We start from the raw sequence: 23077 nt of genomic DNA on the forward strand, positions 1-23077 counted from the left end.
AGATCGGACATCACCTGCATTATTTCAGATATTTCTTTAGTATTTCAACTCTAGCATTTATATAATTCCCATTCCCCGGATGGAAATGTGATTCAGCACATGAACACGAACGAAGCGCGTGACTCAACGGACGAACGGGCAGTAGGGGTGGTCGCCTCGTGACGACCGGCGTCCTCGCGAGCGTCGATCCGAGCACGTTCGCGTCCGCGATGAACGGGACGTGGATACTGGTCGTGACGTTCCTCATCTTCTTCATGCACGCCGGCTTCGCCATGCTCGAAGCGGGGCAGGTGCGCTCGAAGAACGTCGCCAACCAGCTGACGAAGAACCTCCTGACGTGGAGCGTGGGCGTAACGGTGTTTTTCCTCATCGGAACGGCGTTCACCAGCGTGATGAGCGGCTCCGGCGGTCCGGTGTCCGCGGCGGGGACGCTGTTCTCCGGCGGCGAACTCGCCGTCGACGCCGGCTCGATCGGCCCGTACGTCAACTGGCTCTACGGTGCTGTCTTCGCGATGACGGCGGCGACCATCGTCTCCGGCGCGGTCGCCGGCCGCGCGAAGCTCCGCGCGTACGTCACCTACACCGTCCTCTTGGCCGCGGTGATCTACCCGATGGTCATCGCGTTCACGTGGTCGGCCTCCGGTGACGGGCTCGTCGCGCAGCTGACCGGGACCGCGTTCCACGATTTCGCCGGCGGCATGATCGTCCACGGTATGGGCGGTATCGCCGGGCTCACAGCCGCCGCCGTGCTCGGCCCGCGGATGGATCGCTACGCTGAGGACGGCTCGACGAACGTCATTCCCGGCCACTCGCTGACGTTCGCGGTGCTCGGGACGCTCGTCCTCGCGTTCGGATGGTACGGTTTCAACGTCGGCACGGCCTCGGTCGTCAGCGGGGGCGTGTTCAACACGCTGACGCTCAACCTCGTCGCGATGGGGACGACGATCGCGATGGCGGCCGGCGGGATCGGCGCTGCGCTCGTCGTGTGGCTGAAGACCGGCAAGGTCGACACGCTCTACGTCGCGAACGGCCTGCTAGCGGGACTGGTCGGCATCACCGCCATTCCGGACACCACGGCGTGGTGGGGCGCACTGGTCGTCGGTCTCCTCGCCGGCGGGCAGCTCCCGATCGTCTTCGAGTTCGTCTCGGACACGCTCAAGATCGACGACGTCTGTGCGGTGTTCCCCGTCCACGGTAGCGCCGGCGTGCTGGGAACCCTGCTGTTCCCGTTCGTCGCCGCACCCGGACAGCTCAGCGCCAGCGTCGGTGCACACTTCATCGCTCAACTGGTCGGCGTCGTCATCATCGGCGGCTGGACGCTCACCGCGACCGGCGTCGTCTGGTACGCGCTCAAGGTGAGCGGTGCGGCACGCGTCACCGCCGAGCACGAACAGGAGGGCCTCGACATCTCCGAACACGGCGTCGAGACCTACCCCGAGTTCGGCGGCGACCGCGTTGCGACGGACGGCGGCCCCTCCGTCGTCGATACTACGAACGACTCGCCGCGCGCTGACGGCGGCGAAGAAGCCGGGTCGCAGATCAAGATGGTCACGGCGGTCGTCCGCCCCGACAAACTCGGTGACATAAAACAGGCGCTCGCGGAGATCAACGCGCCCTCGCTCACGGTCACAAACGTCTCCGGTCGCGGCAGCCAACCCGCCAAGAAGGGCCAGTGGCGCGGCGAGGAGTTCACGGTCGACCTCCACCAGAAGGTAAAAATCGACGTCGTCGTCGCCGACATCCCGGCCGACGAGGTCGCCGACGCGGTCGCCGACGCGGCCAAGACCGGCGAGCCGGGCGACGGCAAGGTGTTCATCATGCCGGTCGAGGACGCACTGCAAGTCCGGACCGGGACGACCGGTCCGGAGGCCGTGTAAACCGGGACCGGACGCGACTCCCGGCGTGACTCGGTGCGGACGGATCGGCGGGCGAACTGACGGCGGTCCGTTCACCAATTGCTCTCGACCCGCGGCGGGACGGGTCGGCAACTACTTTCACCCTCCCAACCCAACCGCGGGACATGAACCACGAGCGCTCACGGGAACTGTACGACCGCGCGCTGTCGGTCTCGCCCGGCGGGGTCAACTCGTCGGTCCGCGCGACGATGCCACACCCCTTCTTCGTCGAACGCGGGGACGGCGGCCACGTCATCGACGCCGACGGCAACCGGTACGTCGACTGGGTGATGGGGTACGGACCGCTCCTGTACGGCCACGACCTCCCGGACCCGGTCGAGTCGGCGATCCAGTCGCACGCGGCGGCGGGACCGATGTACGGTGCGCCCACGGAGGTCGAAGTGGAACACGCCGAGTTCGTGGCGCGCCACGTCCCGAGTGTCGAGTCGATCCGGTTCGTCAACTCGGGGACGGAGGCGACGGTGTCCGCGGTCCGGCTGGCGCGGGGCCACACCGACCGCGACAAGATCGTCGTGATGCAGGGCGGGTACCACGGCGCACAGGAGTCGACGCTCGTCGACGGAACCCCCGAGAACCCGCATCCGTCGACGAAGGGGGTTCCGGCGGCGTTCGCGAAACACACGCTCCCGATCCCGTTCAACGATCCGCAGGCCGCAACGGAGGTGTTCGCCGAACACGGCGACGACATCGCCGCGGTGCTCGTGGAGCCGATCTTGGCGAACAAAGGGATCGTGATGCCCGTCGACGGCTACCACGAGACGCTTCGGGACCTGTGTGACGACCACGGCGCGCTTCTGATCTTCGACGAGGTGATCACCGGGTTCCGCGTCGGCGGCCTCGGCTGTGCGCAGTCGAAGTTCGGCGTCACGCCCGACGTCACCACCTTCGGGAAGATCGTCGGCGGGGGGTTCCCCGTCGGCGCGATCGGCGGGAAAGCGGAGATAATCGAGGGGTTCACGCCCGCGGGCGACGTGTTCCAGTCCGGCACCTTCTCCGGGCATCCCGTGACGATGGCCGCGGGCAAGGCCACGCTGGAGTACGCGGCCGAAAACGACGTGTACGAGCACGTCAACCGCCTCGGCCGGAAGCTCCGCGAGGGAATAGCCGAGATCTGTGCCGATCGGGCACCCGAGTACACGGTCGTCGGGACCGACTCGATGTTCAAGACGGTATTCACCCGAGAGCCGCCCGCCGACACCGCAGACGGCTGTGCGGACGGCTGTCGGCAGGACCCCGACTGCGGGCGCTACGGCACCTGTCCGAAGACCGGCGCGGACGTGGGGAAAGCGGAGACCGACCGTTGGGAGCGGGTGTTCTGGCAGGAGATGAAAGACCGCGGCGTGTTCCTTACCGCCAACCAGTTCGAGTGTCAGTTCACCTCCTACGCGCACACGGAGGCGGACGTCGAGAAGACGCTTGCAGCGTACCGGGAAGCGATCTGACCGTCGGCTGCGGCGATGCTGACTGTCTGTCGTTCTATATAAACACCCGTGATAACGAGCCACACACCAGCATCGTCGACGCCCCCGTGTGGCGATTTCGCACGGCATGTGCGGAAGGTTTATATAGAATCACAAACAATCAATGGGTGATTATGTCCCAGCGACAGCGGATGGGTAACCAGCCGATGATCGTACTTTCCGAGGAGTCGCAGCGCACCTCCGGAAAGGACGCCCAGAACATGAACATCACGGCCGGCAAGGCGGTCGCGGAGTCCGTCCGCACCACGCTCGGTCCGAAAGGGATGGACAAGATGCTCGTCGACTCCGGCGGGTCCGTCGTCGTCACGAACGACGGCGTCACCATCCTCAAAGAGATGGATATCGACCACCCGGCGGCCAACATGATTGTCGAGGTCTCGGAGACGCAGGAGGAGGAGGTCGGCGACGGGACCACCTCCGCCGTCGTCGTCGCCGGTGAACTCCTCGATCAGGCCGAGGAGCTTCTCGATCAGGACATCCACGCGACCACGCTCGCACAGGGGTACCGTCAGGCCGCAGAGAAGGCCAAGGAAATCCTCGACGAGGAGGCCATCGACGTCTCCGAGGACGACTACGACACGCTCGTCGAGATCGCCCAGACGGCGATGACGGGCAAGGGCGCGGAGAACTCCAAGGACCTGCTCGCCGAACTCGTCGTCGACGCCGTGCTCGCGGTCGCCGACGACGACGACATCGACACGGAGAACGTCTCCGTCGAGAAGGTCGTCGGCAGCTCGATCGACCAGTCCGAGCTCGTCGAGGGCGTCATCGTCGACAAAGAGCGCGTCGACGAGAACATGCCCTTCGCCGTCGAGGACGCTGACGTCGCGCTGTTCGACGGCGCAATCGAAGTGAAGGAGACGGAGATCGACGCCGAGGTCAACGTCACCGACCCCGACCAGCTCCAGCAGTTCCTCGACCAGGAGGAAGAACAGCTGCGCGAGATGGTCGATCACCTCGTCGACATCGGCGCTGACGTCGTCTTCGTCGGCGACGGCATCGACGACATGGCCCAGCACTACCTCGCACAGGAGGGCATCCTGGCGGTCCGCCGCGCGAAGTCCGGCGACCTCAAACGCCTCGCCCGCGCGACGGGCGGCCGCGTCGTCTCCAACCTCGACGACATCGAGTCGGACGACCTCGGCTTCGCCGGCTCCGTCGCCCAGAAGGACATCGGCGGCGACGAGCGCATCTTCGTCGAGGACGTCGAAGAGGCGAAGTCCGTCACCCTCATCCTCCGCGGCGGCACCGAGCACGTCGTCGACGAGGTCGAGCGCGCCATCGAGGACTCGCTCGGCGTCGTCCGCACCACGCTTCTCGACGGGCAGGTCCTGCCCGGCGGCGGTGCGCCCGAGGCCGAGCTGGCCCTCCAGCTCCGCGACTTCGCCGACTCCGTCGGCGGCCGCGAGCAGCTCGCGGTCGAAGCGTTCGCCGACGCGTTAGAAGTCGTCCCGCGCACGCTCGCCGAGAACGCGGGTCTCGACCCCATCGACTCGCTCGTCGACCTCCGCGCCCGCCACGACGGCGGCGAGTTCGGCGCGGGTCTCGACGCCTACACGGGCGACGTGATCGACATGGAGGCCGAGGGCGTCGTGGAGCCGCTCCGCGTCAAGACCCAAGCCATCGAGTCCGCCACCGAGGCGGCCGTCATGATCCTCCGCATCGACGACGTCATCGCGGCCGGCGACCTCAAGGGCGGCGGCTCCGACGACGACGGCGACGAGGGCGGCCCCGGCGGCGCGCCCGGCGGCATGGGCGGCATGGGCGGCATGGGCGGCATGGGCGGTGCGATGTGAAGTTCGGCGAGAACTCACACGCTCCCTGACTCCGACCGCAGCCGTTCCGCCGAACCGCCTTCCGACCGACCGTCGCGCCCACTGCGGGCTCCGACGACACGCGATTTTTATCGACGACGCGACGAGCGACCACAGAGCCACCGGCTCGTCGGTCGGTGGACGAGCGACCGGTTTCACCCCGACAGCGATAACATCGATGTAACCACCCGACACGGGTGTTCGCGAGCGGTTAAGTGGCGTCCGCGCCTTCGATCGATCCACGAGACGGGCTCGCCGTGAGCGGCGCGGCGCGGTCCGTTCGATTTACCCCTACCATGTCACAGCAAAAAGCCGACTACGTGGACGAGACGGAGATCGACGAGACACTGGACGCGGTCGCCGATGACGAGACGGTCGAGGCCACGGTCGAAAGCCTCGAAGAGCGCGGCTTCGACGTCGTCGTCGTCGACGACGCCGAGGAGGCGCTCGCGGCGGTCACGGAGCAGATCCCCGCGGGCGCGTCGGTGATGAACGGACACTCGACGACGCTCGAAGAGATCGGCTTCGACGAGTTCCTCAGCGAGGGCGACCACGAGTGGGAGAGTCTCCCCGATGAGATCTGGAGCATCGGCGACGACGCGGAGCGACAGACCGCACGGCGCGAGTCACAGACGGCCGACTACTTCCTCGGCGGGATCAACGCGATCGCGGAGACGGGCGAGTTGGTCGCAGCCGACCTCTCCGGCAGCCGGATCGGCGCGTATCCCTTCGCCGCCGGCAACGTGGTGATCGTCAGCGGCACGAACAAGATCGTCCCGACGCTCTCGGACGCGTTCGACCGGCTGGAATCGGTCGCGTACCCGCTGGAGAACGAGCGCGCACAGGAGGCGTACGGCGTCGAGTCGGCGATCGCCAAACAGCTCGTCTACCGTCGCGAGACGGAGGAGGGCCGGACGACGGTCGTCCTCGTGCGCGAGCGGCTCGGGTACTAACGGCGCTGTACCCTCGACACCCTACTGCGGCGCGTTGAAGCTCACGTCGTCGTCGAGCTCGTTCGACATCCGTTCGAGGTACGAGTACACCGCGCCGTGCGGCGCGCCGTCGAGGAGCATTCCGACCGCCCGGCGGACGACCTCGAGTTCCTCCGGCTGGCCGACCGCACCGACGGTAGAGCCGTAAACGACGACGTTCGCGCCGGACAGCTCTTCGAGTAGCTCCCGCGTCCGGCCGTTCTCGCCGATTATCCGCCCCTTCTTCCGCTGGAGGTCGTTGTCGTTGCGGGTGTGCTCGGACAGGTCGATCAGATCGAGCGTTCGGAGGTCGTGGTCGAGGATCGACAGCGCCGTCTCCGGCGTGAAGCCGCGCCCGATCGCTTTGATCACATCGGGTGCCACCATCGCGGCGACGGGGTCGTCTCGCTCTTCGATGGCGACGCTACCCGACTCCGAATCGACGTCGAGTCGCACGTTCGCCCGCTCTTCGATCTCCCGCATCGTCTCGCCACCAGCGCCGATGACGACGCCGATCCGGTCCTGCGGAACCGTCACGTGTTGCATAGAAGTGAATACCCGGCCGAGCCTTTTAAGCGTGTTCCGCTGCGGGCGGCATGCGGCCGTGTGGCGCGCTCTTCGGCGGAGTTCGCGTGGATCGCGGTGTACTCGCTGGCCTACTCGTCGGAGTGAGCCGTCGACTCCGGATCCCGCGATCCGCTCGGATCGGGTTCCGGTTCGGTCACGTACGCGCGGAGATCGTCCGGATCGACGTCGATCCCCTGTCTGGTGAAAAAGGCTGCCACGTTCTCGCAGTCGCGGTCGAGGAACTCGCCGGCGTTCGGGTGATGGACGGTCACCGCCTGACCCATGTCGATGACCACCAGCTCGCCCTCGTGGATGATCATGTTGTACTCGGAGAGGTCGCCGTGGATCAGCCCGGCGCGATAGAGCCGTCGCATGTACTCGCGGACGACCTCGTAGGCGGTCGCAGGGTTCTCGACGTCGACCTCGCTCAGTCGACGCGCGCGGTCGTCGGCGTGACCGACGAGCTCCATCACGAGGACGTTCCGCTGGACCGCGATCGGTTCCGGGACTCGCACACCCGCCGTGCGGGCGCGTTCGAGGTTGGCGAACTCCTTGCGGGTCCACGCCAACACGACCGCCTTCTTGTCGTTCGCGATCCCCTCGAACCGCGGGTCGCCCTCCAGGTACTCGCGCATCTGCCGGAAGTTCGAGGAGTTGATCCGGTACACCTTCACGGCGACCTCTCGCTCCGGGTGGACGCCATCGGGGCCGCCGCCGGCCGCGGCCGACCCCGGTTCCGGTCGCTCGCCGGCCTGCCCGCCGAGCGCCTCGAAGACGCTCGCCTCCTTGCCGGTCGACACCGGGCCGCCGAAGGCGTCGACGTAGCCGTCCTGTACGAGCTTGTAGACGGCCGCGAGCGTCGCGTCGTCGAACACCGACTCCTGCAGTTTGAACTGCTCCGTGTCCTTGATCCGCTTGCGGAACTCGTCGAACTCGCGGTCCTGCCGGCGCGCGATCCGGTCGGCCTCGGTGTCGGAGACGTCGAGCTGTTCCCACTCGTCGCCGGGGTCGTCAGCGGGCTCCAACAGGCCGAAATCGCTCATTCGCGTGGACGTTCGACATCGCGAGGGATAAGCGAGAGGGTCCGGACCGACCCGCTCTCGGTGTCGCGTCGACCGCGCCACAGAGGCGTCACAACACGTCGAGCGCGTCCGCGACCGACATGTGGTCGTCTCTGACGGCCTCCAATATCGCCCGCCGCTCTTCCGTCTCGGGGTCCGTATCGTCCCCGCCGTCGCGTCCGCCGCCGACCTCGTCGAGCGTCACCTTTCGCGTCTCGCCGGCGAACTCGGCGAAGTCCGTCCCGTCCGCGAGCGCCGTCTCCTTTTTGACGCGATACGAGCCCGCGTCCGTGGTATACAGGTCGCCGGGATGGAAAAAATACCAGTCCTCGCGGTCGAATCGGACCGCGATCCGCGCCTTCGCACCGAAGTTTCGGGCGAAAAACAGCAGCGCCTCGACCTCTTCGCCGGTGAGGTAGATCGGGTTTCCCGCGCTCGATTTCGCCTCGATCGCGTAGAACGTCTCGCCGTCGCCGGCGAGCACGTCGGGTAGCTCCCGCTCCGTCGACGAGCCGCTGGCCGGCGCACGCATCACGGCGAACCCGGCGTCGTCCAGCGCGTTCACTAACTCCCGCTCGCGGCGGTCGCCCTTCCGGTTAGCGGCCACGGTCGTCGTCACCCGATTCGGTCATGCCCGCCGTAGGCGCGAGACGCTCAAAAGGGCGGCGGGTCACAGCCCCCCGCGAGGCGGACGCGACTGTCCCGACGGCCGTCATCCCCGCATCCGTTCCGCGTGCTCGACGACGACTCGACCCAGTCGCTCGGTGCGTCGGCGAAGGTCCGCGTCCGCAATCCGCGGGTGGCCGTCCGGATCTCCGCCCGTCGCGACCTTCGAGGAGGCGCGCTCTATCCCCACCTCGTCGGGAACCGTCCACGCGTGGACGTTCCGGAACGTCGACCGGAGGTGTTCGAGCGTCCCGCCGTAGGAGCCGCCACCCGCGGTCGCGAGCAGTCCTACGGTGGTGTCCTCGTACTCGTCGGAGCCGCAGAAGTCGTGGAAGTTCTTGAACGTCGACGAGTAGGAGCCGCGGTAGACGGGAGTGCCAGCGAGCACGCCGTCGGCCTCGCGCACACGCCGCGTGAGCGCCTCGCTGTCGCCCTGTGCGTCCTCGTTCGGGTGATACAAAGGGAGGTCGACCGCGCCGAGATCGATCAGGTCCGTCTCCGCGCCGGCGTCGCCCGCGGCGTCGAGGGCGACGCGGAGCGCCGCGCGCGTCGTGCTCGCCTTCCGGCGGCTCCCGGAGATGGCGACGATTCGGGTCATACGTCAGGTTCGGACCCCGGCGACAAAAGCGAGCGTGTTCGCCGTCCAGACGACACCGGGCCTTATTGTTCCCGCCTACGACGTGACGGGCATGGATCAGATTGCCTTCGGCACGGACGGGTGGCGAGCCACCCTCGACGTCTTCACAGACGAGCGCGTGCGGATCGTCGGACAGGCGGTCGCAGACCACCTGAAAGCGGCGGGCCACGACGAGCCGGTCGCGGTCGGCTACGACGCGCGCGAAACCTCTGAAGGGTTCGCAGAGAGTCTCGCGGAAGTTCTCGCCGGCAACGGCTTCGACGTGCTCCTTCCCGAACGCGACGTCCCCACCCCGGTCATCGCTCACGCCATCGTCGACCGCGGGCTCGCCGGCGCGTGCATGGTCACCGCCTCGCATAACCCGCCCGAGTACAACGGCGTGAAGTTCATCCCACACGACGGCGCGCCCGCGCTCCCCGACGTGACCGAGGACGTGGTCGACCGGCTCGCGGAGCCGGAGCTGCTGCCCGCAGCCGAGCGCGGCGACGTCTCGCGCGTCGACCTCGTGACCAGCCACGCCGAGTCGGCTCGCTCGGTGGTCGGCGTCGTCGCCGGAGATGGTGGCGGAGTCGATCTTTCCGGTATCACGGTCGCGTACGACGCCATGCACGGGAGCGGCCGCGGGGTAACGGACGCGCTCCTCGAATCCGCCGGCGCGGAGGTTGTCCGACTGCGCTGTGACCGCGACGTGACGTTCGGCGGCGACTCCCCCGAGCCCTCCGCGGAACACCTCGGCGAGCTGGCAGACCGCGTCACGGACCCGGAGAGCGACATCGATCTCGGCGTCGCCAACGACGGCGACGCGGACCGTATCGCGGTCGTCACCCCCGACCGCGGCGTGCTCGACGCCAACTTATTTTACGCCGCCTGCTACGACCGGCTGCTCGAAACCGACGCCGGCCCGGCGGTCCGAACCGTCTCGACGACGTTCCTCGTCGACCGGATCGCGGAGGCACACGGCGAGGAGGTGTACGAGACGCCGGTCGGCTTCAAGTGGGTCGCCGAGGCGATGGGCGACCACGACGCGCTATTCGGCGGCGAGGAGTCCGGCGGGTTCACCCTCCGGGGACACGTCCGGGAGAAGGACGGCGTGTTGATGGCGCTTCTCGCCGCGAGCGCACACGCCGCGGAGCCGTTCGACGACCGGGTCGACCGGCTGCTCGACGAACACGGACACATCGCCGCCGGGAAGGTGTCGCTCGATTGTCCCGACGACCGGAAGGAAGCGGTCCTCGCCGAACTCGAAGACCACATCCCCGAGTCGGTGCGCGGCTCCCCGGTCGCGAAGGTCGTCACCCTCGACGGGTTCAAGCTCCTCTTAGAGAACGGGTCGTGGCTGCTCGTCCGCCCCTCGGGAACCGAGCCGAAGCTCCGTGTGTACGCCGAAGCCGACAGCGACGAGGCAGTGGCGGCCCTCCTCGACGAGGGGCGCGAGATCGTTGAGCCGCTGATCTGAGACGGGAGCGGCCTGCCGATTCAGTCGCCGTCGGCGGCCACCTGCCCGCGTGGCTCGTGCGTTCTCGTCCCGCTCCGATCGGGTGCCTTTTTAGGTGATACCGCCCTAGCCGAACGTATATGTTCAAGGCCATCGTGGGCGCGTCGACGTTTCAGGACGCGCTCGACTCGGTGAGCGTGTTGGTCGACGAGTGCAAGATCCGCCTGAACGAGGAGGAACTCTCGATCCGGGCGGTCGATCCCGCCAACGTCGGGATGGTCGACCTCACCCTCGAAGCCGCCGCGTTCGAGTCCTACGAAGCCGACGGCGGCGTTATCGGCGTCAACCTCGCCCGGCTCGAAGACATCGCCGGGATGGCCAACTCCGGCGACCTGATCCACCTCGAACTCGACGAGGAGACCCGCAAACTCCACATCGAGATCGACGGACTGAGTTACACCCTCGCGCTCATCGACCCCGACTCGATCCGTCAGGAGCCGGATATCCCCGACCTCGATCTCGCCGCCGAGATCGTCGTCGAGGGCGCACAGATCGGTCGCGGCATCACGGCCGCCGACATGGTCTCCGACCACATCCGACTCCGCGTCAACGAGGCCGACGAGGCCTTCTTCATCGAGGCGGAAGGCGACACCGACGACGTCGACTTGGAACTCACCCGCGAGGACCTCATCGCGCTCACCGCCGGCCCCGCAGACTCGCTTTTCAGCCTGGACTACCTCAAAGACATGAACAAGGCGATCCCCTCCGACGCCGAGGTGACCATCGAACTCGGCGAGGAGTTCCCCGTCAAGCTCCACTACGGCTTCGCCGAGGGACTCGGTACCGTGACGTTCATGCTCGCACCGCGGATCCAGAGCGACTGAGCCGACCGAACGGCTCTGTCCGCGACCCCGACGGCCGTCCCCCCACGACATCGACGAGACCCATACACTCCCGTGACAGACCACTACGTGTACGTGATCGAGTGTGCCGACGGGACGCTGTACACCGGGTACACCACCGACGTCGAGCGGCGGGTCGCCGAACACGACGCCGGAGCGGGCGCGAAGTACACCCGCGGGCGAACACCCGTGACGCTCCGGCACGTCGAGTCGTTCGACTCGAAGTCGGCGGCGATGTCGAGAGAACACGCGATCAAGTCGCTCACGCGCCCGGAGAAAGACCGACTGATCGAGACGGAATCGCAGCCGGACACCTGATCGAAACGGGACTCAACCAGACGCCCGATCGAAACGGGACCGCGAGCGGACGCGGGCCGGTCCGATCACTCCACCAGGCGTTCTATCTCCGTGACGAGGATGCCGCTCGCGCCGACGTCCTTGAGCTCCGAGATAGTCGCGAACACGTCGCGCTCCTCGACGACGGCGTGGACCGCGACCATCCCGTTGCCGTTCTCGTCTGCCTCCACGTTCATCACGGTCGGGCCGCCCAACCCCGGGATCACGTCTTTCACCTCGTCGAGGCGGTCTTTCGGCGCGTTCATCATCAGGTAACGGCGCCCGTCGGCGGCGAGGACGGACTCGAAGGCCGTCCGCACCTGCTCGACTTTGGGGTCGTCCGCGACGTCGGCGCGGGCGAACAGCCGCACGGACGAGGCGAGCACCTCGTCGATCACGGCGAGGCGGTTCACCTGCAGCGTCGTTCCCGTCGAGGTGATGTCGACGATGGCGTCCGCCATGTCGACGTGCGGGGTCAGTTCGGTCGCGCCCGTGACCGTGACCACGTCGGCGTCCACTCCCTTTCGGTCGAGGTACTCCCGGGTGACCGTCGGAAACTCGGTTGCGATCGTCGCGCCCGCCAGATCCTCGACAGTCGCGACGTCGCCGTCTTCCGGCGCGGCGAGCACCAAGCGACAGGAGCCGTAGCCGAGATCGAGGAGGTCGACCAGATCGTCGTCGCCGGCCGTCGTGCGGTCGTCGGCGACCCCGCCGGACTCCGCGGCCTGATCGAGGCCGGTGACGCCGAGGTCGGCCGCGCCGTCGCGGACGTATTCGGGGATGTCGGCCGCGCGTGCGTAAAGCACCGTCACCTCGGGATCGACCGTGTCCGCGTACAGCTGGCGGTCCGCGGTCTCCTCGACGTGGAGGCCGGCGCGTTCTAAAAGCGAGAGCGTCGGATCGTGTAAGCGGCCCTTGTTGGGGACGGCGATGCGCATACTCGACGACTCGCAGGGCGCGCGGGAAACGTTTTCGTCCGGGCGAGCGCGGTCGGCGGAGTGATGCCCTCTCATCGACGGCCTCGCGGCTCGCGAACTGCTCGCCGCGAAAAGTACGGGCCGGGAGGGATTCGAACCACGTCCAGACGTGCTCGCTCACTTCGTTCGCTGTGCGCGACTGGCCTCTTCGAATCCCTCTGGCGTTTTCACTGCTCCCGTTGGTCGCAGGAAAACGGGCCGGGAGGGATTCGAACCCCCGACCGTCCGGTTAAAAGCCGGACGCTCTCCCTAACTGAGCTACCGGCCCAGACGGACGCGACTACGAGCACACCACGGATAAACGTTTAGAAACGCGCTACGGCGACCGGGGCGCGCCGCCCTCGTCGCCGAAGTAGTCGTCGAGCGCGGTCGCGACGATGTCGCCGGGGTCGCGGCCCTCGTTCGAGGCCCGCCGCCGGAGTTCGACGTACGTGTCGAGGGGGAGGTCGACGCCGACGTGCCCGAGCTGCACGCCCGTCTCGCGGACCGCGCTTTCGACGTCGCGGCCGTCGTTGACCGCCGAGGCGATGGAGCGGACCTCGCGGACCGTCAGGTCGCCGTCGATGGTCGCCCACGCGAGCAGGTACCGGTCGGTGCCGCCGAGCCGCGCGATGTGTTTGGCCGCACTCGGCGCTATCTGCCCGCTCGCGACCTGCCGGCGGATCGCCTGCGGGAGGTCGTGGACGCGCGCCCACTTGCGGATGAACGCCACGCTCACGTCGTCGCCGGCGCGTTCGGCCGCCGTCTTGTACGACCCGACGCCGCGGACGAGCGCCGCGCACGCGGCCGCACCCCGAAGCATCAACACATGGTCGTCGTCGCCGACGTCGCCGGCCGCGAAGCGCGCCACCGTCTCGGCCGCCTCGGCGACGCTTTCGGGATCGTCGGGGTCGAAGCCGACCGCCTCGGCGGCGCGCTCGCCCGTGACGGACGGATCCGATCGGACGACCGGCTCGCCGACGGGCGAGCGCCGGTCCGCGCGTGAATCCTCGGTCATGTCGTATTCCTTCGCGGCCGTCTACATAAGCGACCGGCACTCTGGCAGGTTTCGCTCCCGACTGGGACGCGGGAACCGTGACGTCCGTGCCGCCCGGACCACGGCTCAGTCGGCCAGTTCGAAGGCGATCTCGACTTCGGCCTGATACTCCCTGTCGGCCGCGTCCCGGAGCTCGACGCCGAACTCCTGTACCTCCGCCCAATAGACGTTTTCGAGCGTATCCTCGGCGCGGTCTATCGCGTCGTCGGCCGCGGCCTCGAAGCTCTCCTCGCTCGTGCCGATCATCGTGATCTTCTTAAATACCATGTCATGTGCTGGTTCGGCACACGGGGGCTTGAATGTATCCCCGACCGCGATCGAGGGGATCCGGACGGGCGGTGGAAAAGGGTGCTCGGCCGTAGTCCGGCGAGAACTGGTAGAGCGCAGTCCGGCGAGAACTGGTAGAGCACAGTCCGGCGAGAACTGGCGGGTCGCGTCGGACTACGGACTGCCCGGCGCGCCTTCCATCACGGCGAAGTCCGCGCCGTCGTCCTCGATGCCGATGACCGCCCAGTCGTACGGCGGCTTCTTCGAGACGAGTCGGTCCCGGAGATCGCCGGCGTTCTCGCGCCATGTGACGAAACATCGCAGCCGAGGGGTGTCGCCGCCGTCCGCGAGATACGGGTCGAGGTCGTCGTCGTCGAGACACAACACCGTCACGAGGACGCGTCGCCACTTCCGCTCTGCGACGAACTCGCGTCCGTCTTCGCTGACGGTGTATCCGAGTTCACGAAAGACGTCTCTGGCCTCCGTCGTCGGGGGGATGCTCGCAGGGGCCATCTACTTCGACGTTGGCCACCATCCGTGATAAAGTTTCTCACGATTCTGGCGGGCCGCGAGTACGCGTCGTTCGTGGGAGAGGAGTGGGAGATGACGCCGGATGTCCAGCGGGTCACTCGTGGGCCGCGTCCCACTCGTCGGGCTTTTTGATGTTCCCGCAGTCGGTACACTGGATCCGGCCCATCGTGTCCATCGCGGTGCCGAAGGAGTCGCAGTTGCCACACCGGAACCCCCAGCGCGACGATCCGTCGGCGTCTTCGAACACGACGTAGAAAGGGCCGTCCGCGCCGCGTTCGGCCAGCGTCCGGTCTGTGTACACTCGCTCACCGTCGGTGGTCGTCGAGGCGTCGAGACTCATACGACCCGGTACCGTCCGGACGGGCTTAAAAACGCGACTCGGAGACGGACGCGACACGTCGAGGTATGGAGCGACTGCGAGCGCCGGGCGCGGAACCGCTGACAGTCACGTCCGGAACGACTCACCGCAGCCGCACTCGGAGACGACGTTCGGGTTCTCGACCTCGAAGCCGGCGGCCTGGAGACCGTGTTCGTAATCGAGCGTGCTCCCGCCGATGTAGTTCTGGCTCGCGGGGTCGACGAACACGCGGAGCCCGTGGTGTTCGACGACGAGATCGTCGGCTTCCGGTTCCGTGTCGAACCGCATCCCGTAGGAGAGACCCGCACAGCCGCCCTGCTGGACGAACAACCGCAGTCCGGCTTCGTCGGTGTCGAGGCCTTCGCCCTCCAGAAGAGAGAGCGCCTCCGACGCGGCGTCGGGGGTCACCTCGATCGCCGGCTCGCTCCCGCCGCCGTCTGTATCGGCCGTCTCGGTACTCATGCTCGCCTGTTCCGTCCGCGTGGCCAAAACCCTGCCGGCGAGTGCGCGGTCGGCGTGACCCTGAGTGGTTACGTCGACGCGATGCTCCGAGCGTGACGCGACGGTGACGCACCGATGACGCGACGGTGACGCGACGCTCGATTGACCTCGGCGCGGGAGCGACCGCGGCCGCCAGACCTACCTCGTTCGACGACGACCGGCAAGGCGTGACCGATCCACACGCCGACACCGCGGACGCCGCAGACGGAGAGTCCGGAGACAGCGACGCGACCATCCGCGACGCCGCAGACGCGCCGTCAGAGGCCGAATCGCCCCCGGAATCCGACGCCGTGGCCGCCGGCGGCGTCGGCGACGGCGACGCGATCGATCCGGAGATCGTGATGTCGCGGCTCATCGAGGTCGACGCGCTAATCGAAGACGGAGAGACGCTCGCGCTCACGGCGTCGTTCCGCGAGGCGCTCGACGCACGGATCGGGTCGCTCCGTGAGGAGTCCGATACGACCCTCGCCGAGCGGGCGGCCGCGATCGCCGGGGAGGGCGTCACTGGATACGCTCATGAGGGGCGGATCATGCTCGCCGGAACGCCCGGCGTGTGGCTCCCCCGGGCGATAGCGCTCGCCGAGGTCGCGGCCGCGTCGGAACTTCGCGAGCGAGGCGTCGGCGACGCGCTCTCCCGTGAAGCGGCCCGTCCCATCCGGATGCTTCTCGACGCCTGTCCTGTCTGTGACGGGGCGATAGCGGAGACGACGCTCGGGCAGTGCCTCGACGATCCGAACGGCGACCCGGACCTGTCCGTCCGCGCCTGTACCGACTGCGACGCGATCGTCTTCGGCGACCAACGCTGACGGGCCGGCGCCCGCCGCGGCACCGAAATCGGGATGATCTCGATTCCCCAGCGCCACAACAGCAAGCTGGCGCTCCCGACGAGTGGCGGGCGGAGCGAGCCGGCGTCGAAAGCCGAGCGCGGCGCGTGACGCCTGCAGTGTGGCTACTCGAACCGCTTGCGGACGCTCTCGGCGTGCGCCTCCAACCCCTCCGCGTCCGCGAGCGTCGTGATCGTCTCGGAGAGGCCCGAGAGCGCGTCGCGGTCGAGCCGCTGGACCGTCGACGACCGGAGGAACGTGTCGACGGAGAGGCCGCCGTAGCGCTTCGCACCCCCGTTCGTCGGGAGCACGTGGTTCGTCCCGGTCGCGTAGTCGCCGGCGGCGACGGGCGAGTACGGACCGAGGAAGACGGAGCCGGCGTTCGAGATCCGGGCGAGCAGCGCCTCGTCGTCGTCGGCCACGATCGAGAGGTGCTCGGCGGCGTACTCCTCGGCGAACAGCACGGCTTCGGGCATCGAGCGCGCGTGGAGGACGCCGGAAGCCTCGTTGTCGAGGGCGGCTCGGATCGTCTCTTCGCGCTCGCGGCCCGCTACCTGCTCTTCGACCGCGTCCGCGACCGCGTCGGCGACGGCGGCGTCGTCGGTGACGGCCACGACGGAGGCGTTCGGGTCGTGTTCGGCCTGCGCCACGAGGTCTGCCGCCACGAGGTCGGGATCCGCGGTGCCGTCGGCGAGCACGAGCACCTCGCTCGGGCCGGCGAGGAAGTCGATCTCGACGTCGCCCTGCACGACCGACTTCGCGGCGGTGACCCACTTGTTACCGGGCCCCACGATCTTCTGCGTGTTCGTCACCGTCTCCGTCCCGTACGCGAGCGCGGCGATCGCCTGTGCGCCGCCGACCTGATACACCGCGTCCGCGCCGGCCTCGTGTATCGCCGCGAGCGTGACGGGGTTGAGGTCGTCGGCGGGCGGGGTGGCGACCGCGACGTGGTCGACGCCGGCCACGGTCGCGGGGATCACGCCCATCAGCGCGCTGGAGGGGTACGCCGCCGCGCCGCCGGGGACGTACACGCCGGCGCGGTCGATCGGGCGGAACCGACGGCCGAGTTCGCGGTCGCCGAACTCCTCGCGCCAGTCTTCGGGCCGCTGTCGCTCGTGGAACTCGCGGATGTTTGCGGCGGCGTCGCGGACCGCATCCAAGACGGGGTCGGTCGCGTCGTCGAGTTCCGTGTGCGCGCGCTCCGCGTCGTCGGTGACATCGATGTTGCCGACGGCCACGCCGTCGAACTCCTCCGAGAACTCGCGCAGCGCGGCGTCGCCCTCCTCGCGCACCCGGCCGACGATGTCGCTCACGTCGTCGCGCACCGCCTCGACGCCGGCGTCGCGCTCGAAGAAGGCGCGGCGCTCGGCCGGCGAGAGGTCGGCGACGGTTCGTACGTTCATACGGCCGTCTCCGGGCCGCGGCGGGAAGGAGATTCCGACTCGGGAACCCCAGGGGCTGGGAACAGCACCGTCACTCAAGCGGACGAACGCCCGTCACGTCGAGCGCCGCGCGGACCGAAAGCCCCGCGAGGAGCGCGACGGCGGCGAACAGGACGGGGGCGGACACCGCAACGGCGAGGTCATACGAGCCGAGCGTCCGAGCCAGACCGCGGAGGATGAACGCCGCGAATCCGAGGCCGAACGCGAGCAGCGTGAGAGAGACGAATCGGGATCGGTCCATCGGTTCAGTCGGTCTGGGCGACGCTCGGGCCGTGCGGTCCGTGCTCGCGGTGGTCGCGGGAGGCGTCGAAGCCGCCACACATCTCGTAGAAGACCGCCTCCGGGTCGCGCGTCCACTGCCACTTCCAGCGAGTCCGGACGAGAAGCGAGAGCTTCCGAGACAAAGCGAGTTCCGGCGTCGTCGAGACGGTGTCGTACCCGAGGTTCCGGATGAGCCGATGGTGGTCGGCGTACAGGACCGACGCGAGAAGCACCGCGAACTGGCAGTCCTCGGGGAGGTACTTGATCCCCGCGACGCCCTCCTCGTAGAGCCGCTCGGTGCGGGCGAGCTCCGAGCGGATCGCGGCCGCGACGCGGTCGTCGAACTCCAACTCGAGGATCTGGCGTTCGCTCACGCCGTGCGCTTCGAGGGTTTCGAGCGGGAGGTAGATCCGGTCGCGCTCGACGACGTCCTCGCGGACGTCGCGGATGAAGTTCGTCATCTGGAACGCCTCGCCGAGCTTCGTCGCGTGCGGAAGCGCCCGCGCTTCCGTCTCCGGATCCAAGTCCATGATCGCCGTCATCATCCGACCGACCGCCGCCGCCGACCCGTTCATGTACGTCTCCAGTTCCTCGTAGGTCTCGTATCGGTCGGTGTCGATATCGCTCTCCATCGCGTCGACGAACGCGTGGACGTCGGCGTCGTCGATGCCGCGTTCCGCACAGACGGTCGCGAACGCGTCCAACACCGGGTCGTCGGTCTGTTCCTCGCCGAGGGCGGCTCGACGGAGCCGTTCGAGTTCCGCGCGCTGTTCGTCCGGAGGCCCGGTGTCGGGGGCGTCGACGATCTCGTCTGCGATCCGGAAGAAGCCGTACAGCACGTACGTCGGACGGCGGATCCGTTTCGGGAGCACCCGCGTCGCGACGTGGAAGGTCGTGCCGGTGCGGCGTTGGATCCGCTTGCTCCGGGCGACCTGTGTCTTCTCTACCATGCTGCCCTCTGCGGGCCGGCAGGGCGGATCGATAGCGGGTCGCCAGTCATGCAAAATGACTGGGACTCCACGAACATAACAGTTCGCCCGGTGTCGATTTCGGAGGGAGCACCGGCGTCGACAGCGGCCGACGCGACTGCAAACCGCGTCCTGCAGACTGACTCATCGGCGGTGCGACGGTCGCGTTTGGACGTGGTTTTTTTACGGCCGCCAGATGTGGAGGGAAACAGATGGCCCACCGACACGTAAAAACCGATGATCCGGAGGGGGCGCTCCCGTGAGCTACGTGTTGTGGGCACTGCTGGCGATGGGCTGTTATTCGTTCGCGTTCCTGTTCATGAAAATTGCGCTTCAGGACCTGCCGACGTTCACCGTCATGCCGATCGCCGTCGGCACCCTGGCCGCGGGAGCGGTGGCCGTGGCGGCCGTGTTCGGCGAGTGGTCGGTCCCGTCGGTGACGAGCCGACCGATCGGGTTTGCACTCGCAGCAGGGCTCTGTCTCACCGGGGCCGTCGTGGGGTATTTCCGCGCCCTCTCGACCGGTCCGGTCAGTGTCGTCGTGCCGATCTTCGGGATGTTCCTCGTCGGTGGTGCGCTCCTCGGAATCGTCGTATTGGGTGAGGCGCTTACGGTCAAGAAGGCCGTCGGCATCGCGTTCGGGGCCGTTGCAGTCGTCCTCATCGCCACGTGATACGGCGGTCTGTACACGCGGATTCATCCGTTTCACGATCGGTTTGGATGCGTTTCCTCTGGGTCGGGCGCTTCCGATGTTGCCTAATAGAACGTGTCGCTACAGTCGTAGACGACGCCGTGGGCCGGGCAGACGTACTTGCAGTGTCGGTGGTACATCGGCGTCTCACAGATCGGACACGGCCGCCCGCCGGACTCCGCTGAGTCGTCCATGCGATCAGGTGTCACCGGAAGGGCCATAGTCGTCTCGCTCGCCGGCCGCGCTCGTCCACGCGCCGATCAACTCGCGCACCCGCCTCACCGCTCTGATCACTCGCTCGCCAGCGACTCGTAGACCTCGACTGCGACCGGTTTCTGGCCGAATGGGAGCGTCAGGACGCCGCTCCACTCGTCGTCCGTGAGCGCCGTGACGCGGGGCTCGTCCAGTTCGACGCGTCGCACTTCGGTCCCGTCGAGGGTCATAGAGACGACGAACCGGTTCGGCTCGTCGGTCGCGCCCGCCTCGGCGAGCCGGTCCTGTACCGCCCCGATACCGGCCTCGGAGAGAGCCACGTACACGAGGTGTTCGCTCTCCTCTGAGATCACGCCCTGCACGCGGGACAGGTCGGCCGCGTCGAACAGCGTGCCGGCGTCGTCGCCGTCGGCGAGCAGCGCGGCCTCGAACGGCGCGGACCGGTCGGCGGCGACGGAGTCGGCCTCGCCGTCACCCGCGGCCCCGTCGCCGTCGGGGCCGAGGCCGGGAGCGCTCCCCGCGTTGGTCGAGGCGCTTCCCTCGTCGGTCACGGTGGTCGCCCCGGCGAAGCCGATCGCGCCGATCGCGAACGCGGACGCGACCCCGCCGAGTACGCCGCGTCGACTGAGTTCCATGTCCGAAGGTCTGACTCGGGGGTGAAAAGCGTTTCACGCCGATTCACGCGGCTGATAACCACCGGGAAGACGACGAACGGGGATGGACCGACCTCACTCGGCGAACGACACGGCGTCTCGCGTCGTCGTCTCGCCGAACAGCCAGTCCGCGTGGTCGACGGCGTAGTCGCGGTGCTCCGCGGTGATGTACCCGAGCGCGTCCTCGACGACGACGGGGCGGTAATCGCGCAGTCCGGCGCTGCCGGCGGTGTGGAGCACGCAGACGTTCGCGAGCGTTCCGCAGATCAGGAGGTCTGCGATGCCGTGGGCGTCGAGGTAGCCGTCGAGATCCGTCCGGTAGAAGGCGTCGTAGGTGTGCTTCTCGACGACGTGGTCCCCGTCGCGGACGTCGAGGTCGCCGACGAGTTCGGCGTCCCACGACCCCTCGACGACGTGTTCGCCCCACCGGTCGAACTCGTCGTAGTAGTGCGTTTCGTCGAACTGCTCTGGCGGGTGGACATCGCGGGTGTACACCACGCTCGCGCCGGCGTCTCGCGCGCGCTCGACGAGCGACGAGACGGGCGCGACCGCCGCCTCGCTCGGCTCCGCGTAGAGGCTCCCGTCGGGATGACAGAAACCGTTCTGCATGTCGACGACGATCACTGCGGTCTCGGTCGGATCGTACGGCATGGACGGGTGTTACGCGGCGCGACTCAAAAAACCGGACCGGCAAACTACTTACCCGGTCGGCTGCAATCGGCCATATGCGACGGGTTCACACCCTCTCGTTCGTTCTCGCCGCGATCGCCCTCCTCGCGGTCGGCGGCGTCGCCGGGGGCGCTGTCGGCGACGTCGCAGACGCTTCCTCGCCGACGCTCGCGTCCGAGCCGCCGACGCCGACCGCGGCGTCCGTGTCGGGTCCGGAGGCCGTGGCGAGCGCGACGCCGGCGACGTGCGACACCGACGATAACACGGCGGTGGTCGGCTGCTGGAACGGGACCCACTACGAGGACGAGCTGTCGTTCGATCAGGACGACGGACTCACCGAGGCGGAGCTGGAGGCGCTGACGCACCTGACGATGGCGCGGGTCGAACACATCCGCCAGCGGCCCTTCCGCGAGGGCGTGCCGGTCGAGACGGTCACGCGCGCGGAGTTCACGAACGGGTCGATGGGGGGCGATGGAGCCGACGAGACGAACGGATCGGTCGCGGCGTCGCAGCGGTGGAACGACCAGGTGTGGGAAGCGCTGTTCGTCGTCGGCGAGGACACGACGGCGGCGGAGGAGATAGACACCGTCTTCGGCGGCGCAGTCTCGGGGTTTTACTCGCCGACACAAGACAGTATCGTCCTCGTGGTATCCGAGGGCGAGGCGGTCCAAATCGACCCGTCGACGCTCGCACACGAGCTCGTCCACGGGATGCAAGACCAGTATCACGACCTCACGCGGGCCCGATACGTCGGTGCGACGCAGGACCGTGACCTCGCGGTCGACGGAATCGTCGAGGGCGAGGCCGTCCACATCGAAGAGCGATACGCCGCGCGCTGTGCCGACAACTGGACCTGTATCGACGGCCCGTCTAGCGGCGGTGGGGGCGGCGGGTCGGCCAGCGAGTACAACTTCGGCATCCTCCAGACCGTCCTCCAGCCGTACGCCGAGGGAGCGTTCTACGTCGAGTCGCTCGTCGAGGCGGAGGGCTGGTCGGCCGTCAACGAGACGATGACGACCCCGCCGGAGTCGACCGCCGAGGTCATCCACGAACGACCGGGGTACGAAACTCGCGCGGTCGAGTTCGAGGACACGGCGACCGACGGGTGGGAAACGTACCCGGATCAGGGAGTCGACGGCGCGGAGACCGCCGGGGAGGCCTCGATGTTCGTCATGTTCTGGTACCAGAGCTTCGAGTACGGGTACCCGGTCCTCGAACCGACGGGGAGCCGGGCGTCGAACGTCCGGATCCACACGCGGCCCGAGGCGAGCCTCCGGACACGCGTCAACTACAATTACGCGCACGAGGCGACGGCCGGCTGGGCCGGCGACGAGCTGTACCCGTATCGGAACGACGACGGCGGCGAGACGCGCGACGGCTACATCTGGGTGACCGAGTGGCAGACGCGGGCGGACGCGACCGCGTTCTACGAGACGTACCGCACGATGCTCGAGGCCCACGGCGACGACCCCTACGTGACGGGCGACGTGTACGCGATCGACGACGGCGATTTCCCCGGTGCCTACGGCGTGAGCCGCGAGAACACCACGGTGACCATCGTGCACGCGCCGGAGCCCGGCGGCGTGCTCGAACTCCGGCCCGGTATCGGGCTCGATCTCCCCGGGAGCACCGACGGACCTGTCGGCGAACCGGATGACGACGAGACCGACGGCGGCGTCGGCAGCGGAAACGACGGGGGGAGCGGCTTCGACGGAGCCGACCGCGGCGACGGAAGCGGTCCCGACTCCGAGACCGGCGGAGGAGCCGGCGAGGGAGAGTCGAACGACGCTGGAGAGTCGAGCACCGCCGAGGAGACGCCCGGATTCGGCGTCGCAGCCGCCCTGGCCGCGGTGGTCGCGACGGTCGCCGTCTTGGCTCGTCGCCGACGCTGAGGGGGCCG

At 68.1% G+C, this 23077-nt stretch carries 26 protein-coding genes and 1 tRNA gene; 10 read left to right on the forward strand and 17 right to left on the reverse strand.

The window, feature by feature from the left end; all coding sequences use genetic code 11:
- Positions 1 to 158: 158 nt before the first annotated feature.
- From EP28_RS10365 to EP28_RS10380, 4 genes are all read left to right on the forward strand, one after another.
- The gene (locus tag EP28_RS10365; protein WP_155118469.1) at positions 159 to 1877 is read left to right on the forward strand and encodes an ammonium transporter; all 1719 of its coding nucleotides are present in this window, start codon (positions 159 to 161) and stop codon (positions 1875 to 1877) included.
- Between the two features lie 143 nt (positions 1878 to 2020).
- Complete coding sequence (locus EP28_RS10370) at positions 2021 to 3358, forward strand: glutamate-1-semialdehyde 2,1-aminomutase (RefSeq protein WP_049983965.1); 1338 nt, start codon at positions 2021 to 2023, stop codon at positions 3356 to 3358.
- 185 nt (positions 3359 to 3543) lie between these two features.
- The gene (gene thsA, locus EP28_RS10375) at positions 3544 to 5193 is read left to right on the forward strand and encodes a thermosome subunit alpha (protein WP_080506137.1); all 1650 of its coding nucleotides are present in this window, start codon (positions 3544 to 3546) and stop codon (positions 5191 to 5193) included.
- 314 nt (positions 5194 to 5507) lie between these two features.
- Entirely contained in the window at positions 5508 to 6164 is a 657-nt protein-coding gene (locus EP28_RS10380) for a lactate utilization protein (RefSeq protein ID WP_049983966.1), read from the forward strand.
- A 21-nt stretch (positions 6165 to 6185) separates the two neighbouring features.
- On the opposite strand, the gene EP28_RS10385 is transcribed toward EP28_RS10380, so the two are convergent.
- From EP28_RS10385 to EP28_RS10400, 4 genes are all read right to left on the reverse strand, one after another.
- Entirely contained in the window at positions 6186 to 6728 is a 543-nt protein-coding gene (locus tag EP28_RS10385; RefSeq protein WP_049983967.1) for a KH domain-containing protein, read from the reverse strand.
- Between the two features lie 110 nt (positions 6729 to 6838).
- The gene (gene rio1, locus EP28_RS10390; protein ID WP_049983968.1) at positions 6839 to 7792 is read right to left on the reverse strand and encodes a serine/threonine-protein kinase Rio1; all 954 of its coding nucleotides are present in this window, start codon (positions 7790 to 7792) and stop codon (positions 6839 to 6841) included.
- Positions 7793 to 7880: 88 nt separating this feature from the next.
- Complete coding sequence (gene hjc, locus EP28_RS10395; RefSeq protein WP_049983969.1) at positions 7881 to 8429, reverse strand: Holliday junction resolvase Hjc; 549 nt, start codon at positions 8427 to 8429, stop codon at positions 7881 to 7883.
- 93 nt (positions 8430 to 8522) lie between these two features.
- The gene (locus EP28_RS10400) at positions 8523 to 9074 is read right to left on the reverse strand and encodes an NADPH-dependent FMN reductase (RefSeq protein ID WP_049983970.1); all 552 of its coding nucleotides are present in this window, start codon (positions 9072 to 9074) and stop codon (positions 8523 to 8525) included.
- A gap of 91 nt (positions 9075 to 9165) precedes the next feature.
- Here EP28_RS10400 and EP28_RS10405 point away from each other — a divergent pair, with 91 nt between their 5' ends.
- The 3 genes from EP28_RS10405 to EP28_RS10415 all read left to right on the forward strand — a co-directional run bounded on the left by EP28_RS10405 (position 9166) and on the right by EP28_RS10415 (position 11768).
- The gene (locus EP28_RS10405) at positions 9166 to 10569 is read left to right on the forward strand and encodes a phosphohexomutase domain-containing protein (RefSeq protein ID WP_049983971.1); all 1404 of its coding nucleotides are present in this window, start codon (positions 9166 to 9168) and stop codon (positions 10567 to 10569) included.
- A 119-nt stretch (positions 10570 to 10688) separates the two neighbouring features.
- Positions 10689 to 11432 carry a DNA polymerase sliding clamp gene (locus tag EP28_RS10410; protein ID WP_049983972.1) on the forward strand — a complete coding sequence of 248 codons (744 nt, stop codon included), beginning with the start codon at positions 10689 to 10691 and terminating at the stop codon, positions 11430 to 11432.
- A gap of 72 nt (positions 11433 to 11504) precedes the next feature.
- Positions 11505 to 11768, forward strand: a complete 264-nt coding sequence (locus EP28_RS10415; RefSeq protein WP_049983973.1) for a GIY-YIG nuclease family protein — start codon at positions 11505 to 11507, stop codon at positions 11766 to 11768.
- A gap of 65 nt (positions 11769 to 11833) precedes the next feature.
- On the opposite strand, the gene hisG is transcribed toward EP28_RS10415, so the two are convergent.
- From hisG to EP28_RS10450, 7 genes are all read right to left on the reverse strand, one after another.
- Positions 11834 to 12724 carry an ATP phosphoribosyltransferase gene (gene hisG / locus EP28_RS10420; RefSeq protein WP_049983974.1) on the reverse strand — a complete coding sequence of 297 codons (891 nt, stop codon included), beginning with the start codon at positions 12722 to 12724 and terminating at the stop codon, positions 11834 to 11836.
- Positions 12725 to 12957: 233 nt separating this feature from the next.
- Positions 12958 to 13031: transfer RNA gene (locus tag EP28_RS10425), tRNA-Lys, on the reverse strand.
- 48 nt (positions 13032 to 13079) lie between these two features.
- The gene (locus tag EP28_RS10430; RefSeq protein ID WP_049983975.1) at positions 13080 to 13760 is read right to left on the reverse strand and encodes a DUF7119 family protein; all 681 of its coding nucleotides are present in this window, start codon (positions 13758 to 13760) and stop codon (positions 13080 to 13082) included.
- 105 nt (positions 13761 to 13865) lie between these two features.
- Positions 13866 to 14066 carry a dodecin gene (locus EP28_RS10435; protein ID WP_049983976.1) on the reverse strand — a complete coding sequence of 67 codons (201 nt, stop codon included), beginning with the start codon at positions 14064 to 14066 and terminating at the stop codon, positions 13866 to 13868.
- Positions 14067 to 14240: 174 nt separating this feature from the next.
- Positions 14241 to 14579 (reverse strand): DUF7116 family protein, encoded by a 339-nt coding sequence (locus EP28_RS10440; RefSeq protein ID WP_049983977.1) that lies wholly within the window; start codon positions 14577 to 14579, stop codon positions 14241 to 14243.
- A 112-nt stretch (positions 14580 to 14691) separates the two neighbouring features.
- On the reverse strand, positions 14692 to 14937 hold the full coding sequence (locus EP28_RS10445; RefSeq protein WP_049983978.1) for a DUF5816 domain-containing protein: 246 nt from the start codon (positions 14935 to 14937) through the stop codon (positions 14692 to 14694).
- 105 nt (positions 14938 to 15042) lie between these two features.
- Positions 15043 to 15417: a HesB/IscA family protein gene (locus EP28_RS10450; protein ID WP_049983979.1), complete on the reverse strand. Its 375-nt coding sequence runs from the start codon at positions 15415 to 15417 to the stop codon at positions 15043 to 15045.
- 125 nt (positions 15418 to 15542) lie between these two features.
- Here EP28_RS10450 and EP28_RS10455 point away from each other — a divergent pair, with 125 nt between their 5' ends.
- Complete coding sequence (locus EP28_RS10455) at positions 15543 to 16262, forward strand: DUF8054 domain-containing protein (protein ID WP_049983980.1); 720 nt, start codon at positions 15543 to 15545, stop codon at positions 16260 to 16262.
- Positions 16263 to 16405: 143 nt separating this feature from the next.
- On the opposite strand, the gene hisD is transcribed toward EP28_RS10455, so the two are convergent.
- The 3 genes from hisD to EP28_RS10470 form a co-directional block, all read right to left on the reverse strand.
- Positions 16406 to 17683: a histidinol dehydrogenase gene (gene hisD, locus EP28_RS10460; RefSeq protein ID WP_049983981.1), complete on the reverse strand. Its 1278-nt coding sequence runs from the start codon at positions 17681 to 17683 to the stop codon at positions 16406 to 16408.
- 70 nt (positions 17684 to 17753) lie between these two features.
- Positions 17754 to 17963, reverse strand: coding sequence for a hypothetical protein (locus EP28_RS10465; protein ID WP_049983982.1), 210 nt, complete (start codon positions 17961 to 17963; stop codon positions 17754 to 17756).
- A 4-nt stretch (positions 17964 to 17967) separates the two neighbouring features.
- Positions 17968 to 18933, reverse strand: a complete 966-nt coding sequence (locus EP28_RS10470) for a phytoene/squalene synthase family protein (RefSeq protein WP_049983983.1) — start codon at positions 18931 to 18933, stop codon at positions 17968 to 17970.
- Positions 18934 to 19210: 277 nt separating this feature from the next.
- Between EP28_RS10470 and EP28_RS10475 the strand changes: the two genes are divergently transcribed.
- A complete protein-coding gene (locus EP28_RS10475; protein ID WP_155118470.1) occupies positions 19211 to 19624 on the forward strand; it encodes an EamA family transporter in 414 nt (137 codons plus the stop codon).
- An 83-nt stretch (positions 19625 to 19707) separates the two neighbouring features.
- Here EP28_RS10475 and EP28_RS14675 read toward each other — a convergent pair whose 3' ends face one another.
- The 3 genes from EP28_RS14675 to EP28_RS10485 all read right to left on the reverse strand — a co-directional run bounded on the left by EP28_RS14675 (position 19708) and on the right by EP28_RS10485 (position 21159).
- The gene (locus tag EP28_RS14675) at positions 19708 to 19836 is read right to left on the reverse strand and encodes an HVO_2523 family zinc finger protein (protein WP_255358276.1); all 129 of its coding nucleotides are present in this window, start codon (positions 19834 to 19836) and stop codon (positions 19708 to 19710) included.
- A gap of 96 nt (positions 19837 to 19932) precedes the next feature.
- Positions 19933 to 20490 carry a hypothetical protein gene (locus EP28_RS10480; protein WP_049983985.1) on the reverse strand — a complete coding sequence of 186 codons (558 nt, stop codon included), beginning with the start codon at positions 20488 to 20490 and terminating at the stop codon, positions 19933 to 19935.
- Between the two features lie 93 nt (positions 20491 to 20583).
- A complete protein-coding gene (locus EP28_RS10485; protein ID WP_049983986.1) occupies positions 20584 to 21159 on the reverse strand; it encodes a cysteine hydrolase family protein in 576 nt (191 codons plus the stop codon).
- Positions 21160 to 21233: 74 nt separating this feature from the next.
- On the opposite strand from EP28_RS10485, the gene EP28_RS10490 reads away from it, so the two are divergent.
- Complete coding sequence (locus EP28_RS10490) at positions 21234 to 23069, forward strand: Hvo_1808 family surface protein (RefSeq protein ID WP_049983987.1); 1836 nt, start codon at positions 21234 to 21236, stop codon at positions 23067 to 23069.
- Positions 23070 to 23077 lie beyond the last annotated feature (8 nt).

This window comes from Halorubrum sp. BV1 (assembly GCF_000746205.1).
In the GTDB taxonomy this organism is placed as follows: Archaea; Halobacteriota; Halobacteria; order Halobacteriales; family Haloferacaceae; genus Halorubrum.

Coding starts and splice junctions, on each gene's coding strand:
- EP28_RS10370 (WP_049983965.1), top strand. CDS start 2,021: ATGAACCACGAGCGCTCACGGGAACTGTACGACCGCGCGCTGTCGGTC.
- thsA (WP_080506137.1), top strand. CDS start 3,544: ATGATCGTACTTTCCGAGGAGTCGCAGCGCACCTCCGGAAAGGACGCC.
- EP28_RS10380 (WP_049983966.1), top strand. CDS start 5,508: ATGTCACAGCAAAAAGCCGACTACGTGGACGAGACGGAGATCGACGAG.
- EP28_RS10385 (WP_049983967.1), bottom strand. CDS start 6,728: ATGCAACACGTGACGGTTCCGCAGGACCGGATCGGCGTCGTCATCGGC.
- rio1 (WP_049983968.1), bottom strand. CDS start 7,792: ATGAGCGATTTCGGCCTGTTGGAGCCCGCTGACGACCCCGGCGACGAG.
- EP28_RS10400 (WP_049983970.1), bottom strand. CDS start 9,074: ATGACCCGAATCGTCGCCATCTCCGGGAGCCGCCGGAAGGCGAGCACG.
- EP28_RS10405 (WP_049983971.1), top strand. CDS start 9,166: ATGGATCAGATTGCCTTCGGCACGGACGGGTGGCGAGCCACCCTCGAC.
- EP28_RS10410 (WP_049983972.1), top strand. CDS start 10,689: ATGTTCAAGGCCATCGTGGGCGCGTCGACGTTTCAGGACGCGCTCGAC.
- hisG (WP_049983974.1), bottom strand. CDS start 12,724: ATGCGCATCGCCGTCCCCAACAAGGGCCGCTTACACGATCCGACGCTC.
- EP28_RS10430 (WP_049983975.1), bottom strand. CDS start 13,760: ATGACCGAGGATTCACGCGCGGACCGGCGCTCGCCCGTCGGCGAGCCG.
- EP28_RS10435 (WP_049983976.1), bottom strand. CDS start 14,066: ATGGTATTTAAGAAGATCACGATGATCGGCACGAGCGAGGAGAGCTTC.
- EP28_RS10440 (WP_049983977.1), bottom strand. CDS start 14,579: ATGGCCCCTGCGAGCATCCCCCCGACGACGGAGGCCAGAGACGTCTTT.
- EP28_RS10445 (WP_049983978.1), bottom strand. CDS start 14,937: ATGAGTCTCGACGCCTCGACGACCACCGACGGTGAGCGAGTGTACACA.
- EP28_RS10450 (WP_049983979.1), bottom strand. CDS start 15,417: ATGAGTACCGAGACGGCCGATACAGACGGCGGCGGGAGCGAGCCGGCG.
- hisD (WP_049983981.1), bottom strand. CDS start 17,683: ATGAACGTACGAACCGTCGCCGACCTCTCGCCGGCCGAGCGCCGCGCC.
- EP28_RS10465 (WP_049983982.1), bottom strand. CDS start 17,963: ATGGACCGATCCCGATTCGTCTCTCTCACGCTGCTCGCGTTCGGCCTC.
- EP28_RS10470 (WP_049983983.1), bottom strand. CDS start 18,933: ATGGTAGAGAAGACACAGGTCGCCCGGAGCAAGCGGATCCAACGCCGC.
- EP28_RS14675 (WP_255358276.1), bottom strand. CDS start 19,836: ATGGACGACTCAGCGGAGTCCGGCGGGCGGCCGTGTCCGATCTGTGAG.
- EP28_RS10480 (WP_049983985.1), bottom strand. CDS start 20,490: ATGGAACTCAGTCGACGCGGCGTACTCGGCGGGGTCGCGTCCGCGTTC.
- EP28_RS10485 (WP_049983986.1), bottom strand. CDS start 21,159: ATGCCGTACGATCCGACCGAGACCGCAGTGATCGTCGTCGACATGCAG.
- EP28_RS10490 (WP_049983987.1), top strand. CDS start 21,234: ATGCGACGGGTTCACACCCTCTCGTTCGTTCTCGCCGCGATCGCCCTC.